The 16,115-nt window shown below is 64.8% G+C and carries 13 protein-coding genes; 7 read left to right on the forward strand and 6 right to left on the reverse strand.

Features of this window, described 5'->3' with window-relative positions; all coding sequences use genetic code 11:
• Positions 1-13 precede the first annotated feature (13 nt).
• From JANGC3_RS33280 to JANGC3_RS0113825, 5 genes are all read right to left on the reverse strand, one after another.
• On the reverse strand, positions 14-574 hold the full coding sequence (locus tag JANGC3_RS33280; protein ID WP_017877079.1) for a hypothetical protein: 561 nt from the start codon (positions 572-574) through the stop codon (positions 14-16).
• 17 nt (positions 575-591) lie between these two features.
• On the reverse strand, positions 592-2,088 hold the full coding sequence (locus JANGC3_RS0113810) for a hypothetical protein (RefSeq protein WP_017877080.1): 1,497 nt from the start codon (positions 2,086-2,088) through the stop codon (positions 592-594).
• The gene (locus JANGC3_RS0113815) at positions 2,085-3,593 is read right to left on the reverse strand and encodes a hypothetical protein (protein ID WP_035788668.1); all 1,509 of its coding nucleotides are present in this window, start codon (positions 3,591-3,593) and stop codon (positions 2,085-2,087) included. Before JANGC3_RS0113815 ends, JANGC3_RS0113810 begins: the two co-directional genes overlap by 4 nt.
• Before the next feature lie 244 nt (positions 3,594-3,837).
• On the reverse strand, positions 3,838-4,311 hold the full coding sequence (locus tag JANGC3_RS0113820; RefSeq protein ID WP_017877082.1) for a cache domain-containing protein: 474 nt from the start codon (positions 4,309-4,311) through the stop codon (positions 3,838-3,840).
• A gap of 231 nt (positions 4,312-4,542) precedes the next feature.
• Positions 4,543-4,992 carry a hypothetical protein gene (locus tag JANGC3_RS0113825; RefSeq protein WP_051068302.1) on the reverse strand — a complete coding sequence of 150 codons (450 nt, stop codon included), beginning with the start codon at positions 4,990-4,992 and terminating at the stop codon, positions 4,543-4,545.
• A gap of 295 nt (positions 4,993-5,287) precedes the next feature.
• Here JANGC3_RS0113825 and JANGC3_RS0113830 point away from each other — a divergent pair, with 295 nt between their 5' ends.
• The 3 genes from JANGC3_RS0113830 (at position 5,288) to JANGC3_RS0113840 (ending at position 9,010) form a co-directional block, all read left to right on the forward strand.
• Positions 5,288-6,349 (forward strand): hypothetical protein, encoded by a 1,062-nt coding sequence (locus JANGC3_RS0113830; RefSeq protein ID WP_017877084.1) that lies wholly within the window; start codon positions 5,288-5,290, stop codon positions 6,347-6,349.
• Between the two features lie 223 nt (positions 6,350-6,572).
• Positions 6,573-7,412 (forward strand): phytanoyl-CoA dioxygenase family protein, encoded by an 840-nt coding sequence (locus tag JANGC3_RS0113835; RefSeq protein WP_017877085.1) that lies wholly within the window; start codon positions 6,573-6,575, stop codon positions 7,410-7,412.
• A 272-nt stretch (positions 7,413-7,684) separates the two neighbouring features.
• Complete coding sequence (locus JANGC3_RS0113840; RefSeq protein ID WP_017877086.1) at positions 7,685-9,010, forward strand: IS1182 family transposase; 1,326 nt, start codon at positions 7,685-7,687, stop codon at positions 9,008-9,010.
• Positions 9,011-9,206: 196 nt separating this feature from the next.
• Here the strand turns inward: JANGC3_RS0113840 and JANGC3_RS30840 are convergent, their stop codons facing one another.
• Entirely contained in the window at positions 9,207-11,525 is a 2,319-nt protein-coding gene (locus JANGC3_RS30840; RefSeq protein ID WP_085945295.1) for a CHASE domain-containing protein, read from the reverse strand.
• A gap of 169 nt (positions 11,526-11,694) precedes the next feature.
• Here JANGC3_RS30840 and JANGC3_RS0113850 point away from each other — a divergent pair, with 169 nt between their 5' ends.
• From JANGC3_RS0113850 to JANGC3_RS32720, 4 genes are all read left to right on the forward strand, one after another.
• Positions 11,695-12,150 (forward strand): MarR family winged helix-turn-helix transcriptional regulator, encoded by a 456-nt coding sequence (locus JANGC3_RS0113850; protein WP_017877088.1) that lies wholly within the window; start codon positions 11,695-11,697, stop codon positions 12,148-12,150.
• Between the two features lie 127 nt (positions 12,151-12,277).
• Positions 12,278-13,012: a 2OG-Fe dioxygenase family protein gene (locus JANGC3_RS0113855; protein WP_017877089.1), complete on the forward strand. Its 735-nt coding sequence runs from the start codon at positions 12,278-12,280 to the stop codon at positions 13,010-13,012.
• Between the two features lie 131 nt (positions 13,013-13,143).
• Positions 13,144-14,496 (forward strand): hybrid sensor histidine kinase/response regulator, encoded by a 1,353-nt coding sequence (locus tag JANGC3_RS0113860; protein WP_017877090.1) that lies wholly within the window; start codon positions 13,144-13,146, stop codon positions 14,494-14,496.
• 637 nt (positions 14,497-15,133) lie between these two features.
• Positions 15,134-16,000, forward strand: coding sequence for a hypothetical protein (locus JANGC3_RS32720; RefSeq protein ID WP_157406629.1), 867 nt, complete (start codon positions 15,134-15,136; stop codon positions 15,998-16,000).
• Positions 16,001-16,115: the final 115 nt, after the last annotated feature.

Here is a 16,115-nt window from a genome sequence, read left to right on the forward strand (position 1 = left end):
AGTCGGGGGACGCTTAGCGGCGTCCGGCCAGCATGGCGCCGACCAGGGCGGCCAGGCCGACCAGCATCAGCGTGCCGGTGATGGCGAAGGTGAGGAATTTGCTGGCGTTGATGATCGCCAGGACCACCGCCGCGCCGAGGAAGGACAGGCCGACGAAGAGCAGCCAGCCGGCCGACTCGGCCGACGACGGCGCCACGCGGCGGCGCACCAGGTTGTTGGCGAAGGCGTTGCGGACGAAGAAGAAGATAAGCAGCAGGACCAGGAACACGCCGCCGCCGATGGCCAGCTCGCGCGAGCTGGTGTCGGTGGCGGGCGCGCCGGCCAGCGGCGCCACTTCGATCGCGGACGCGCCGGCGCCGCCGGCGTCGGCCGGGGCGCTGGCCGGGGCTGCGCCTGCGCCGGCGCCCGGTACCTTGAAGCCGGGGTCGGTGTTGGCTTGGGCCAGGGGGTTGGTGTTGGCTTGGGCCACGGGGTTGGTGTTGGCTTGGGCCACGGGGTTGGTGTTGGCTTGGGCCACGGGGTTGGTGTTGGCCTGGGCCAGTTGCAGGGTGTGTGGAGAGGTGGTGTTTGACATGGGGTTTCCTGGATAAGTCAGCGGCCCAGACGGACCTGCGCGCCTTCGCGCAGGTCCGTCAGTGTATGGCCAAATAGCGTGGTTTTCAGTTCGGCGACCTTGTTGCCGGCCTGGTCGTAGATCGGGTGGCGCATGCCGGCCTTGGTGCTGACGGTGCGCAGTTCGCCCTCGACGGTGAGCTGGACCGTGCGCCCGCGCGACATTGCCAGCGCGGCCGCGGCCAGCAGGCCCAGCAGCGCGAACACGGCGCCGATCAGCGCCAGCAGCGGCGCCATGCCGTAATGCACCCGCACCTCGATCGGCAGCAGCGCGCGCGAGCCCTCCACCTGGCTCGGCGGCGCGAAAATGTCGGGCAGCGGATCGCCCGGGAACAGCGCCGCCATGCGCTGTTTGAACGCTTGCGACAGCTCCAGCTTTTGCTCGCTGAGCCGCACCTCGATACTGCCCGGCAGGACCACGGCGGAACCCGCCGCCGAAATCGCCGCGGCCGACCATTTGCCGGGCAGGCGCGCCACCGGCAGTTGCATCAGCGACGACAGCGGCTGGCTTTTCCCCGGCGCCAGCGCGCTGACGCGGGCCGCGCCCAGCGCGATGGGACGCTCCTCGCCGGCCAGCACCGAGCGCGCCGACAGCGCCGCGCTGCTGATGGTGTAGGGGTAGATGGCGTTGTCGAGGTGCCAGTGGATGCGCGCCGTCGGCGCCGCCGCGTCGGACTGCACGTCGGCGCGCAGCATGCCGTCGGCGGCCATCGAAAAGGCCACGCCGGGGGCGTCCTCGACGCGCACCGGGGCCAGGCGCACGGTGTCCTGGTCGAGCGGCTTCAGGCGCGCCGGCGGTTCGGTGATGACTTTTTGCAGGCGGCCGCTGCGCAGCAACTGGTCCAGCTCGCGCGCGCCCTGCTGGTGGATCGCGAAGACGTACACCATCAGGCCGTTGGCGTGGTAGCGCGCGCCCTGCACCGGCATGTGCAGCGGGAACGCCAGCGCCTTCTTGATGTCGGCGCCGTGGTGGATCAGTTGATAGAATTCGCGGTTGCGCCGGGCCGTCGCCTGGTCGTTGTTCGGGCTGTTTTTATTGTTGGTGAACAGCCAGACCAGGCCCGGCTTGCGGTTCAGCGCGGTGCCGATGGCGGCGCCGACGGCCTCGCCCAAGTCGGTGTCGGCCAGCGCCGCGCCGCCCGGCTTTTTCGCCGTCGTCAACGGCGCCAGCGCCTGTGTTACGTGTTGGCGTTGCGACGGCGCCGCCACTTTTTCCGCCAGCAGGGCTTTCGGCGACGGCGCCCCCGGCAGGCTCTGGTTGAAGGCCGCCAGCACCATGACGTCGCCGGGCTGGGCGGCGGCCATCACGACCTCCGTCACCAGCGCCTTGTACGGCGAGGCCGGGTCGCTGTAAAACGGCTCCATCCAGCCGGAATTTTGCACCAGGAAGACGTGCGACACGGCGGCGGCGGTCGCCGGCGCCAGCGCCGCCGCCGCGCAGGCAAGCAGCGCCGCGCGGCGCAGCGCTGGCGTCACGACACCGCTTTCAAGTGCCAGCCGCGCATTTCCGGCCACTTCGGATGGTGCAACCACAGGTGGTCGTCGTAGACGAAGGCGACGCAGTCGGCCGGGCTGGCGACGTTGGGCAGCATGTCGAGGATGACATTGCGCGAACCGATCCATTCGACATAGGTCTTGGGGACCGTCGCGGCGGCGTCGAACGCCGTCTCGACCACGCCGGCGAACGGTTCCAGCCGTAGCACCAGGCCGCTGGCCGCTTCGCGCCCGGGAATGAAGTTTTCCAGCAGCGGCAGCACCAGCGTGTTGTCGTGGCGCGCGTCGTCCACGTCGGCGCTGTCCCACGGGTTGCGCTTGACCTGGTGGCCGCGGTGGAACAGCAACTTGCCGAAACCCAGGCGGGCGCCTTCGAGCCGCTCCATCTGGCCATTCTCCCGGCCCAGTTCGACGAAGGAATAGCCGTGTGTATCCTTGCCGATCAGCCACAGGCGGCCGTCGTGGCTTTGGGTGGCGCCGCCGAAATTCAGGCGCGGAGTCCAGTCCCGCGGCCACGCCAGCCACTGCGGCGCGGCGCCGGCCTGCCAACTCAGTTGGCCTTGTTCGTGCAACCACATCAGTTTGTCGTCGTAGCTGAGCGGGCGCGACCAGCCCTGCGCCGGCACCCCGGCCGGACACGGCCAGGCGAGCGGCTCGGCGCCGTCGGCCAGGGCGCTCCACAAGCCGACGCCGGCGCCGTCGACATACAGGCAGGCGATGTGGCGCAGCACGGCCCCCGGCGCGCTCGCCAGCGGCGCCTCGAACACGGCTTCGGTATGGTAGCTCTCGCTCACCGGATTGATCAGCAGGCGGAACAAGCCCTGCTTCGACGGCACCAGCGCGACGTCGCCGCGGCGCCCGCCGCTGGCCGGCAGCCAGGCGTAGTCCGAGGCGGTGAACTGCAGGTCGGCGGCGCCGGGCTCGCCGCTCAGCACCTGCCAGGTGGCGGCGCGCGGGTCCCAGTATTGCAGCACGTCGCGCGAGTAGGCCAGCGCCAGCAGGCGCTGGCGGGCGAAGCCGTAATGGGCGGCGGCGAAGACGCAGGGCAGGTTCGGCGGCTTCGGTATCTTGCGCTCGACCTGGCCGACGCGCGGCTCGGGCGGACGGCTTTCCAGCGCCCGGGCCAGCGGCAGCGCGGTGATCGGCAAGCCGTGCGGCACGTGCTTGGGCAGGCTGTGCAGGCGGTCGGGCGTGGCGGCGCTGCTGGCGTCCCACCAGGGCGGCAGCGGCGCAGCGGCCTTCGCCGAATCATTGTCCAGCGCCGCGCCGCAGCTTGGGCAATACGCGAAGCCCTCGGGATAAATCGGGCCGTGCTGGCAGCCCTTCGGCAGCGACGCGCCCAGCAATTGCGCCACGTCCGGGATGCGGTTGCGCGCCAGCGTGTGCCAGTCGATCCGGCCCAGCCCGGCGCTGCTGGCCAGGCTGAACTGGCCGCTGTGTTCATCCTCCAACCACACGCTGTCGGTCGTTTCCCATCGATATGCCATGTTGCCGCTCAATTCACTCGAAATGCCCGCCGTAATGCGGATGTCCAACCATTAAGGCATTAAAATACCCGCCGCAGCGAGCCTCACTTACTTGATCCAATCATAACGCAAGTTGCGTAAGGTAGCGCGAATTCACGCCGCTCCCGCGCCGCGGATGATTGACGCGCCATAAAAAAATACGCCCGGTTTTGGCCGGGCGTATTCAATGGTAACAAGGAGAAAGAAAGCGCCGGCGGCGCGCCGCTTATTTATAGATGCCAACGCCGATCAATACGTCGCCGAATTTCTCGACATAGGTGTTTTTTTCTTCCAGATTTTTGCTGATCGAATTCGGCCATTTATAGGTGACCCAGCCTTTTCCGGCCGGGCTGTTGGCCAGCTTGAGGAATTCCTTGATCGGGTAGACGCCGCCGGCGTTCAATTCCAACAGGTTCTTATTCACCATCTTGGCGTTCTGGCCGTGCGCCAGCGCCACGCCGGTGGCCTCGCCGGCGGTGCCGAACATGAATACGTACAGGTCGCCCTTGATAAAGTCGCCCTTCGGATCGTTGAAGGCGGCGGCGGCCTTGTCCTTGCCGTGCTCTTTTAAATAGGCGCCGGCCTTCTTCACCATCGCGACGGCCTCGTCGGCGGTGCCGCGTTTGTCCTCGGCCATGGCGACGCCGCTCAGGCTGAGGGTGAGCAAGGCGGCCAACAGAATCTGGAATACGTTTTTCATTGCGTGTCTCCTTCGTGCATTAAGAAAATAGCGGTGGGTCCGGCCTGCTGACCGTGTTGCGCTGCGCGCCGCACGCGGCGGGCCGTGCCGTCAACGATAGCACATGCCGAGCGGCAACATTGATAAAAAATGTAGATGGTTCGCTAGCGTCGGGATCGCGCAACAGACCGGGCAACGCCGCTCTTACCCGCGGGTCTGGCCCCGGGGTTGCGCCGCTGGTTTACGCGCGCGCTATGCCTTGGTGCCGTTGTCGACCTTGGCGACTACGCTGCGCGGCACTATTTCGGTCTCCGGGCAGGTGGCCAGCGCGTCCGAGTAGCTCAGCCAGCGCTTCAGGCTTTCCATCCGGCGTATCGTAATGCCCTTGCCGTTGATGTAGCCGATCTGCTCGAAGCCTTGCGGCGCGGCGGTCATCTTGGAGACCGTCGGGGCGTTGTCGATCAGGCGGTCGTAGGCCTTGCGCGCCTTGTGCTCCCACTTCGCCAGCATCGGATCGTCGAAGCGGTTGCTCTCGTAGTACAAGGTGAGAGTGCCGTCGTGGTTGGCGAAGCCGGCAATTGCGGCGCCCTTGCGGATGGTCAGCAGGATATCTTCCTTGAGGCTGCCGCCGGGCACGAACAAGGCCGCCCTGCCGTCGGTGTCGGGCCGTTCCATCGGTACATCCTGTCCAATTACGCTCATCGAAGTATCCCACTCATGGTGTTGGCGCCGCCGCGCCGCGACCCCGGGCGGCGCGCGCTGGCGGGAGAAGCGGACGTGGCTGGCTGTCCCCGGTGCGCGCCGGATCGCGGGTTGCAATCGGGCAGCGGACCTTTCTTTTAAGCCTATTTTTTTTAGATCATACATCGGCCCCCCGCCCAGTACAAGCCAGGCGCCGGGACGAACTTGTCAAATGGCAATACAGGATAACAGTTGGCCGCGGCAACGGGGCTTTATAATGCGCATGCCCCCATTCAAGTACTGTATAGAAACAACAATGACGCCATCCCTCTCCGCCAGCGATACCAGCCGCCTCGACGCCATTACCGACGCCGCCGTCGAGATGGCCGCCACCAACGTCGCCGACCTGCTGGCGATGGCCATCGAACACCGCCCCGCCGACGCCGCGCTGGTGGTCTGCGACACCGACTCCTGGCTCAACATCGTGCTCACCGAGGCCTACCGCCGCGCACTGCCCGAGGCGCCCTTCATCGACTTCGGCGCGGTCGCGCCGGGCGACGTGCTGGCGGCGTTCGCGCAACTGGCGCCCGGCAGCCTGGTGGTGCTGATCCAGTCCAGCAGCTTCCGCCTGGAGGCCTTCCGCATCCGCATCGAACTGTTCAAGCGCGGCCTGAAGGTGATCGAGCACGTGCACCTGGCGCGCATGCCCGGCGTGCAGGGGCTGCACTACATCGCCTCGCTGGCCTACGACCCGGCCTACTACCGCGGCGTCGGCCACAAACTGAAGCAGCGCATCGACCGCGCCAGCCACGGCATGGTCGACAGCGGCGACGGCGAGAAACTGGTGTTCGCCTCGCCGTTCGAGCCGGCCAAGCTGAACATCGGCGACTACAGCGACATGAAAAACGTCGGCGGCCAGTTTCCCATCGGCGAGGTGTTCACCGAGGCGCGCGACCTGGAGGCGGTCAACGGCTGCGTGCGCATCTTCGTCTTCGGCGACACCGCCTTCATGGTCAACCGGCCCGAGCATCCGATCACGCTGATGATCGACAAGGGCCGCGTCGTCGCCGTCATCGGCGCCACGCCGGAGTTCGACACCGTGCTGGCGCAGATCCGCGCGCACGAGGGCGAGGTGTGGGTGCGCGAACTGGGCTTCGGCATGAACCGCGCGTTCTCGCGCCAGCAGATGGTCAACGACATCGGCACCTACGAGCGCATGTGCGGCATCCACCTGTCGCTGGGCGCCAAGCACGGCGTCTACGCCAAGCCGCAATTCAAGCGCAAGGACACGCGCTTCCACGTCGACGTCTTCGCCGTCACCGAGGGCGTCTACCTCGACGACGAGCTGGTCTACCGCGACGGCGCCTGGATCGTCTGAGCGACGGCGCCATCAACCGAGGGCGCCGGCGGCGGCGGGCCGGCCCGCTCCCTATCGGGATTGCCGCCGACGCGTATCGTCCACGGCGAAACCGTGGCGTAGCGGATCGCGCCGCGCGGCGTCGACGAACGTTGTGGCGACAATGTGTCGACCGTTTGCCGATTGTCGGCGCCGCGCGCGCGCCTTACAATGGGGCTTCGCCCACACCCAGGAGCACCGCCCCATGCTGACCAGCGCCCAACAGGCCGAATACCAACGCGACGGCTTCCTGGTCGTGCCGGACTTCAAGGGCGGCGCCGAGATCGCCGCGCTGCGCGCCCGCGCCGAGCGGATTGTCAGCCAATTCGATCCGAGTGCGAGCCGGGCGATTTTCACCACCCGCGAGCAGGAGAAAAAAACCGACGACTACTTCCTCGCCTCCGACAACACCATCCGCTGCTTTTTCGAGGAAGAGGCGTTCGGCCCGGACGGCCTGCTGAAGCGGGACAAGGCGCTGTCGATCAACAAGATCGGCCACGCGATGCACGACCTCGACCCGGTGTTCCGGGCCTTTTCCAGCGATCCGCGGCTGGCCGCCGTGGCACGCGAGCTCGGCCTGGCCCAGGCGCAGGTGTGGCAGTCGATGTACATCTTCAAGCAGCCCGGCATCGGCGGCGAGGTGCGCTGGCACCAGGACGCGACCTACTTCGAGACCACGCCGATCAGCGTGACCACCTTCTGGTTCGCGCTGGAAGACGCCACCCGCGACAACGGCTGCCTGTGGGCCGAGCCGGGCGGCCACCGTGGCCCGCTGCGCGAGCGCTTCGTGCGCCACGGCGGGCAGGTGCGGATCGACAGGCTCGACACCACGCCGTGGCCAGACGACAGCACCGCCGTGGCGCTGGAAGTGAAAGCCGGCAGCCTGGTGTGCTTCCACGGCCTGCTGCCGCATTACAGCGCGCCGAACCGCTCGGCGGTGTCGCGCCACGCCTACACGCTGCACGCCACCGACGCCGGCACCGCTTATTCGCCGCACAACTGGATCCAGCGCGACGCCGCGTTTCCGGTGCGCGGTTTCATCTAGGACGCGCGCGCCGTCAAGTCCGCGGGCCGGCGGCGCTGAAACCCACCCAAGGCAAAGAACCGGGGTCCGACCTGGTTGCCGCCAAGTTCAGGATTTTCGTAGAAGGTCGGGTTAGCCCGCCAGGGCGTAACCCGACTGGCGTCGGCAGCGGCTCGGCGTCGGCTTGCGCGTTCGCCTCGGCGGCCCCCGCGTCCGACCTGCGCAAGCTTCACCTAGGAGTCTGCGCGGCAGAAACTGATGCAATCGGAATGGGGACGAGGTAAACTTGTCGAATGACGACGAGCTACCTGCCCTACAATCAGCATCAACAGATGCTGCTTCCCCATGCTTTGCAAGATTGGCTCCCTGAGGGGCACCTGGCCTACTTCGTTAGCGACACTGTCGACTCGCTCGACCTGTCCGCCTTTCACGCGCGGTATGCAGGGGGCGGGTCCCGCAACCAGCCATTTAATCCGGCGATGATGGTCAAAATACTTGTGTACGGGTATGCAACCGGTGTGTTTTCATCACGCAAGCTGGCCCGAAAGCTGTACGAGGACGTGGCGTTGCGTATGCTCGCCGCTGACAACTATCCGGCGCACCGAACAATTTGCGATTTCCGCGCGATCCACTTGAAGGAACTGTCGGACCTGTTCGTACAGGTAGTGAAGATGGCGAAAGAGTGCGGCTTGGTCAAGCTTGGCACGATCGGTGTCGATGGCACCAAGATCAAGGCCAACGCATCGCGCCACAAAGCGATGAGCTACGACCGGATGCAAAAGGCCGAGCGTGAGCTCAAGGATCAAATCGACGCGTTGCTGGCCAGGGCCAGAGCGGCGGATGCCGCCGAAAAAAACGAGCCGGAACTCGATATCCCGGCGGAGATCGCAAGGCGCGAGGACCGCCTTGCCGTCATCCGCGCTGCCCGTGCGCGTCTTGAAGATCGCCAACGCCAGGCCGATATCGCGCGCGGCCGTAGCGATGACGAAGATGTGCCGCCCGAGGACTCTGGCAAGCCAAAGAAGAAGTCGCGTTTTAAATACAAGTTCGGCGAACCCAAGCCCGACGCCCAAGAGAATTTTACCGANCCGGAAAGCCGTATCATGAAGNGCGCCGGCGGCGGCTTCGACTATGCGTACAACGCCCAAGCTGCAGTCGACGAGAGCGCCCACATCATCGTGGCGGCCGAACTCGTCAATAGTGCGGCTGACAGTGGGCAACTGGCGTCGGTGCTCGCAGCGGTAAAGCGCAACGTCGGTGACGATGCCGAGCTGGTGCTCGCCGATGCAGGCTATCGCTCGGAAGCCATGTTCGAGCAACTACGCGCTCACCCGTCCGAACTGATTGTGGCACTCGGACGCATCGGCAAGCAGGAAGCGGTAATCGATCCGAAAAAGCGGCCTTTGTGTGCCGCCATGGCAGACAAGTTCAGATCCGCGACGATCCAGGCGGCTTACCGANNACGCAAGTGGATCTCGGAACCGCCCAACGCTTGGGTGAAAAGCGTACTCGGGTTCCGGCAATTTAGCATGCGAGGACTGGCGAAGGCTCAGGCCGAGTGGAAACTCGTCTGCACCGCGCTGAACCTGCGGCGCATGGCGAAAATGCTGTCCGCGTAAGACCTGAAAGGGCGAAAGTCCGTCCAATCCCCGCTCTCAGGCTCCTATTTCATTCCACTTTCGAGTGCGAAAGTGAATCGCCATCGACGCAGGCAAGAAGCGCGTCACATGGTCAGCGCAAGAATTGTCTGCCGCGCAGACTCCTAGCGGCATTCGGCTCGGACCTAGGTTTTAACGCATTCAACGCCGAAGCCGCCTACGCGTGCGCCGGCGCCAGCAGCTGGCCGGCGCTTTCCTGGCTATGGTCCGGCGCCCGGGTCGGTATCGTCAGCGTCACGCTGGTGCCGTGGCCCGGCTCCGAGCGCACCTCGATGGTCCCCTTCAGCATGCCGGTGACGATGTTGTAGACGATGTTCATGCCCAGCCCCGAGCCGCCCTGCCCCATCTTGGTGGTGAAGAAGGGGTCGAACACCTGGTGCAGCGTGCGCTCCGACATGCCGACGCCGTCGTCGGCGAACTCCAGCTTCACCTGGCCGGCGACGTTTTCGTGGGCGCGGATGGTGATGACGCCGCCGGCGCGGCCCTCGAACGCGTGCAGCAGGGTGTTGTTGATCAAATTGCTCAACACCTGGCCGACGCTGCCCGGATAGCTTTCGAAGCGCAGCCCCGGCTGCACGTCGAGCCGGACCTCGCAATGGATGCGCCGCAGTTGCGCCGCGTAGGTCGCCAGCGTGTCGCGCAGCAGGCCGTCGAGGTCGAAGACGCGGCGCTGGTCGCTGGTCTGGTCGACCGCGACCTGCTTGAACGAGGTGATCAGGTCCGCCGCGCGCGCCAGCGAACTGGCCATGATCGCGCACGCCTGCTTGGTGTCGGCCAGGTGCGCCTCCAGCACCGAGCGCTTGACGCCGCCGTCGGCGAATTTGCGCTCGAACTCGCGCACGATGTCCTGCAGCGCGGTGGCGGTCAGCAGGCTGTTGCCGATCGGCGTGTTGAGTTCGTGCGCGATGCCCGCCACCAGCGAGCCGAGCGAGGCCATTTTCTCCGACGTGATCAAATTGGTCTGGGCCTGCTTCAGCGTCGCCAGCACCGCCGCCAAGTCGTGCCGCGCGCCCTCGACGTTGGCGGTTTGCTGCTCCAGCTCGGCCAGGCTGTGCTCCAGGCCGTGGCGGGCGTCGAGCAGCGCCGCCTCGGCCCGCTTGCGGTCGCTGACGTCGTGGATCACCCAAACGCAGCCCTTGGCGGCGTCGGCCGGGTCGAGCGCCTTGCCGTTGACGACGCACCAGATCGCGGCGCCGTCCTTGCACAGCAGTTCCAGTTCGCCGCGCAGGCGCTGGCCGCCCTCGCAATGGAAGGGGTCGGCCTGCGCCAGCGTGCCGCGCGACAGCATCACGCTGGTGGACAAGCCGTTCAACTCGCCCGGCCGGTAGCCCATCATCTCCTCCAGCCCGCGGTTGCAGCGCAGGATGAAGCCGTCCGAGAACAGGCCGATGCCGACGATGGCGCTGTCCTGGAAGGCGCGCTGCTCGTGCAGCGTGGTGCGCAAGGTGTCGGCCAGCGCGCGGCGCCGTTGCAGCGTCACCATCAGCGCGGCGATCAGCGCGCTGATGACGGCGCCGACGCCGCCGATCAGCGCGATGACGCCGTCGCTGCGGCCGTAGCGCGCGCCGTCGTAGCCGGTGAAGGTCAGCTTCCAGCGGCGCTGGCCGACGTCGAGGTCGGCGTGCGCGCCCAGTCGCGCCAGCGCCGCGCCGCGCGCCACCCCGCCGGACTGGGTCAGGCTGTCGTACATCAGCGTGGCCGGCGCCGCGGCGTCGCCGCGGTAGCCGGCGTCGTGGATGCGCAGCGCCAGGTGCGGCAGCAGCCTGGCGTCGAGCACCTCGCGCATCAGGTTGTTGACGCGGAAAACGATGGCGACGAAGCCCACCAGCGCGGCGCGCCGCTGCGCCAGCGTGTCGAGCGCGGCGCCGCGGCGGTAGATCGGCACGCGCGCCACGAAGCCCGGCGCGCCGGTGGCGTCCTGCACCAGCGTGATGCGCTCGGTGGCGACGATCTGGCCGCTGTCGCGGCCCATTTCCAGCGCCCGCAAATGCGGCGGCAGCGCCGCCAGGTCGAGCCCGAACGCGGTTTCGTTGCCCTTCAAGGGTTCGGTGTACTCAACCACGAAATGCTCGTCGCGCGCCAGCGCCGGATGCACCTGGAAGCGCGGATAGCCGCCGGCGTCTACGCTGTCGTCGGCGCGCACGGCGGCGGCGAAGGCGTCGAGCTGGGCCGCCGGCACCCGCCGCACGAACTGGATCGCCTGGAAGCCGGGGTAGCGCTGCGCCAGTTTCAGCTCGCCGATGAAGGCGGCCAACTGGCCCCGGTCGACGTCGGCGCTGACCGCGTACATGCCTTTGATGCCAAGCAGGATATCGAAATAGGTTTGCAGGCGCACGTTGGTGTCGCGCACGATGCGGTCGCTGTCGCGCTGGAAGTTGCCGATGGCCTGGCGATCCTGCACGTCCATGACGACCAGGCAAATCCACACGGTAGTGCAAATGCCGACGAGGAACGCCAGGTATCCGTGTCCTCGCATCGATGGGCTCCGCTGGTCTGGGGTAGGGCCGGTCGGCAGGCAAGGGCCGGCGAACCGAGTTAAACGACTATAGCATGAGAAACCGCAAAAGACAGCGCCAGCGGCCACGGCGTTGGTTTCGGGCAAGGCTTTGCTTGCAATTGAATAGCGCGCTATATATACTGCAACCATGGATACCCCACCGAACCCCCTGCACGAGGTGCCGCGCCTGGACCGCCAGTTGTGCTTTGCGCTGTACTCGACCTCGCTCGCCATGAGCAAGTTGTACCGCAAGCTCTTGCGCAAGCTCGGCCTGACCTATTCGCAATATCTGGTGATGATGGTGCTGTGGGAAAAGAACGAGCTGACCGTCTCCGAGGTCGGCGAGCGGCTGTTCCTCGATTCGGCCACGCTGACGCCGCTGCTCAAGCGCATGGAGCAGGCCGAGCTGCTCACGCGCGTGCGCGCCGCCAGCGACGAGCGCCAGGTGATCATTTCGCTGACCGGGCGCGGCGACCAGATGCGCCACGAGGCGGCGCTGCTGCCGGAGGCGATTTTCGGCGCCACCAACTGCAGCGCCGGCGAGGTGGCGGGCATGAAGAACCAGCTCGACGCCTTGCGCACCAGCCTGCTGCGCAGCGTCTGAGGCGGCGCCCGGCGCGGCCAAGGCGCGGCGCGGCGCGCGCCGGCGTTGGCGAAAACGCACCGAGCCCTCCCGGTTTGCGCGCCGGCATCGTAGAATATCGCGATACCCTCCACTGCCTGGCGTAACGATGACCACTTCCGCACCGATTTTTACCGATCCCGCCCACCTTGTCGCGGCGCTGCGCGGCGACGGCTACGCCGTGCTGCGCCCGCAGGACGTCTGCGCGCTGGCCGGCTGCGCGCCGGCCGAGCTGGCCGCGCTGGTGCCCAGCTGGGACACGCTGGCCATCGACAACTACCTGAAGGACGGCGGGCGCTACCGGCGCCGGCGCCACTCTTGCTTCGTCCAGGACGGCGCCGCGCTGACGCAGACGCCGCACCGGCCGCACTGGCAACCGCTCGAATACAACGCCCTGCACGGCGGCATGCACCGCCTGTTCGAGGCGGTCGAGCCGGAGGTGGCGGCGCGCCCCGCCTGGGGCCAGTTGCTGCGCGCGCTGGGCCGGGTCTGCTCCAGCGCCAGGGGCGAGCAGCCGTGGTTCATCGAGGCGCACCAGTTCCGCATCGACACCACCGACGGCATCGGCCGGCCCACGCCGGAGGGCGCGCACCGCGACGGCGTCGACTTCGTCGCCGTGCTGCTGGTCGGGCGCCACCACGTCAAGGGCGGCGAGACGCGCATTTTCGAGGCCGACGGCCCGAACGGCAAGCGCTTCACGCTGACCGAGCCGTGGTCGTTGCTGCTGCTCGACGACGCCACCGTGATCCACGAGTCGACGCCGATCCAGCCGACCGCCGCGCACGGCCACCGCGACACGCTGGTGCTGACCTACCGCGCCGGCCGCTTCCAGGGCGAACATTAAGCGCACGCGGCCATATCAGCGCCGCGCGCGAAAATTTACTGTGTGCCCGGTAAATCCGATATAGTCGCGAGACGTGGCTACCGGACGCAACGGCCGCAATTAGTCAATTCGAGCACTCAAGGAGATGGTCTGTGGACTCCAGTAACCAGATTAACGCCGACGACGTCGAAATCCTGATCGTCGAGGACAGCCCGACCCAGGCCGAACGGCTGCGCCGGCTGATCCAGGCGGCCCGGTACAAGGCGCGCGTGGCCAGCAACGGCCAGCTGGCGCTGGCGGCGATCCGCGAACGCAAGCCGCACCTGGTGCTGACCGATATCGTCATGCCGGAGATGAACGGCTACGACCTGTGCCGCGCCATCAAGTCCGACCCGACGCTGCGCGACATCCCGGTGATCCTGGTGACCTCGCTCAACGACCCCAAGGACATCATCCGCGGCATCGAGTGCGGCGCCGACAACTTCATCCGCAAGCCGTATGCCGAGGACTACCTGCTGAACCGCATCGGCCACATGCTGATGAACCAGAAGCTGCGCAACAACACCAACGTCGAAATCGGCATCGCGCTGTACCTCGGCGACCAGAAGCACTTCATCAACGCCGAACGCCAGCAGATCCTCGACCTGTTGATCTCGACCTACGAGCAGGCGGTGCAGGTCAACGCCGAGCTGCAGGCGCGCGAACGCCAGGTGATCGAATTGAACATGCGCCTGGCGCACCACGCCGGCGAGCTGGAAACCATCAACCGCGAGATCGCGCTGAAGAACCTGGAGCTGGCCGAGGCCAGCCGCATGAAGTCGGCCTTCATCGCCAACATGTCGCACGAACTGCGCACGCCGCTGAACGCCATCATCGGCTTCACCGGCGCGCTGCTGATGAAGCTGCCCGGCCCGCTGACGGTGGAGCAGGACAAGCAGCTCAACACGATCCGCTCGAGCGCGCGCCACCTGCTCTCGCTGATCAACGACATCCTCGACGTCGCCAAGATCGAGGCCGGCAAGCTCACCCTGACGCTTGAAACGGTGCACTACCAGCAGTTGATCAACGAGGTGGCCGACACGCTGCGCCCGCTGGCCGAGCAAAAGGGCTTGGAGCTGCAGGTGGCGCTGCCGGACCAGCCGGTCAGAGTCGAAACCGACCGCCGCGCGCTGGCGCAAATCCTCATCAACCTGCTCAACAACGCGATCAAGTTCACCGAGCGCGGCACCGTGCGCGTCAACCTGACCGAGCGCCCCGAGGAGGGCCACACGCTGACCGAAATGAGCGTCACCGACAGCGGCGCCGGCATCCGCGAAGAGGACCAGTCGAAGCTCTTCCAGGCGTTTTCGCAACTCGACTCGACCTCGACCCGGCACGCCGAGGGCGCCGGGCTGGGCCTGTACCTGTGCCAGAACCTGGCCAGCGCCATCGGCGGCGCGCTGTTCTTCAACAGCGACTACGGTTCCGGCAGCACTTTCACGCTGGCGCTGCGCACGCGCAAATAGGCGCCGCTGGCGGCGCCGGCGTGGACAAATCGACACCGTAGTTCTACGGTATTGCACCGCACCATTGTTTGAACTATAGTGTCACTGTCTCCTCCAAACGTTCTCCGAACATTGGATTCAGCCCGCGCCGCAAGGCCAGCGGGCATTTTTTTGCCCGCCGCCCCGACGCCCGCCTAATATATCCCCTCAATGAACCATGAGATTCTGCATATATTCAAGCAGCTTGTGCCTTGGTATACTTTGGCGGTTTAAAATTCCAAGCGCAACACTGGGTTAATGAACAGTATTCGACGGATGTTGTGGCAACGTAACGTGCTGAGTATAAACGCGCAGCGGCGATCCAAATCCAAGCCTGGCCCGCGGGCGCGCATTGAGCGACAGAGCGATTCCGTCAAGCTAAACCTGGACGGTGCAAGCCGGCAAAGCAAATGCGCCTTGTTGGCATCGTGGACGCCAGCACCAGCGGTGCGTTTTATTTCGCGGCCGATCGTGCTGGCCGAACGGCCAAGGCGTTTTGCGTTGGGCTATTATTGCCCAAGACAATAAAGAACTGCTGGCGGAAATTAACTATTTGGTTCACTTTTTTTTGGCGAACCCAGCAAGGTATTAATAGAGTCGGGTTAATGGAAAGGCTGGCATGCGTAATTTAGGTAAAACCATATCGATAATCGCATTTATTTTTTTATTTCAACTGTTGATATATAGCATTTTTTTGAAACCCGTCATTACCACATGGGGGGCCTCTGAAAAAGAAGTATCCATGCTAATGGCTGGAGATGACAAAAATTTGGCTATTACTGCCACCAGGGCCATATCGATTAATGCTTCGAAATCCGAAGTCTGGAAATGGTTGATACAACTCGGTGCGGATAGAGGGGGGTTTTACAGCTACTCTTTTATTGAAGAAGCGCTTGGATATGAAACCCGTCATCAAGATGCCATTACGCCTGAGTTTAAAGAAATAAAAGCGGGCGATCTGGTTCGAGGGTCAATCAATGAAAAACATAGCATTGTCCCATACAACTTTGAAGTTCTTTATGTTAAGCCGGAAGAAACTTTTGTGTTGGATAATTGGGGGACATTTCTGCTGGAAGAAATAAATGGTCAGCAGACTCGTTTGATTATTCGAACCCAAGAGATTGCAAAAAGAAATGTGCGGCTGAAGATTGCGAGTTATTTTGAAGTTCCTTTTCATTTCATTATGGAAAGACGGCTTTTAATGGGAATTAAAGCTCGGGCTGAAGCGGGACAAAATGTAAAGTTATCGCAAAATAAAGATGTATTATGGTTTTCCGGTGTAGTTTTAACGGGATTCTTAATTTGTTTTTTTGTTTATATAGCCAGAGGGGCTGTGCAAAGCGTCGTGCTTTCGTCAATTTTGAGTTTTTTTTGGATGTGTTCGATTTGGCTTGCGGAGCCAAATCCATTCTATAGCGTTGGTATGCTGTCGATAGTTTGCATAGCAATTTTTGGTGTGATAATGGCCGGGAAGGCAAGGAGATGAGGCCTGTCATATTTATGGCCGCGACCAGGTACGCGGCGCGTACTCCAACCGCTATCCCTCCGAACCAGCGTTTTCGGTAAAAGTGATCGCTGCGCGTCGATTATGACGAGCGCCG

The organism is Janthinobacterium sp. CG3 (assembly GCF_000344615.1).
In the GTDB taxonomy this organism is placed as follows: Bacteria; Pseudomonadota; Gammaproteobacteria; order Burkholderiales; family Burkholderiaceae_D; genus Janthinobacterium.

Bases quoted from the DNA above. Each gene is read 5' to 3' on its own strand.
- JANGC3_RS33280 (WP_017877079.1), bottom strand. From the start codon at position 574: ATGTCAAACACCACCTCTCCACACACCCTGCAACTGGCCCAGGCCAAC.
- JANGC3_RS0113815 (WP_035788668.1), bottom strand. From the start codon at position 3,593: ATGGCATATCGATGGGAAACGACCGACAGCGTGTGGTTGGAGGATGAA.
- JANGC3_RS0113820 (WP_017877082.1), bottom strand. From the start codon at position 4,311: ATGAAAAACGTATTCCAGATTCTGTTGGCCGCCTTGCTCACCCTCAGC.
- JANGC3_RS0113825 (WP_051068302.1), bottom strand. From the start codon at position 4,992: ATGAGCGTAATTGGACAGGATGTACCGATGGAACGGCCCGACACCGAC.
- JANGC3_RS0113830 (WP_017877084.1), top strand. From the start codon at position 5,288: ATGACGCCATCCCTCTCCGCCAGCGATACCAGCCGCCTCGACGCCATT.
- JANGC3_RS0113835 (WP_017877085.1), top strand. From the start codon at position 6,573: ATGCTGACCAGCGCCCAACAGGCCGAATACCAACGCGACGGCTTCCTG.
- JANGC3_RS30840 (WP_085945295.1), bottom strand. From the start codon at position 11,525: ATGCGAGGACACGGATACCTGGCGTTCCTCGTCGGCATTTGCACTACC.
- JANGC3_RS0113850 (WP_017877088.1), top strand. From the start codon at position 11,695: ATGGATACCCCACCGAACCCCCTGCACGAGGTGCCGCGCCTGGACCGC.
- JANGC3_RS0113855 (WP_017877089.1), top strand. From the start codon at position 12,278: ATGACCACTTCCGCACCGATTTTTACCGATCCCGCCCACCTTGTCGCG.
- JANGC3_RS32720 (WP_157406629.1), top strand. From the start codon at position 15,134: ATGCGTAATTTAGGTAAAACCATATCGATAATCGCATTTATTTTTTTA.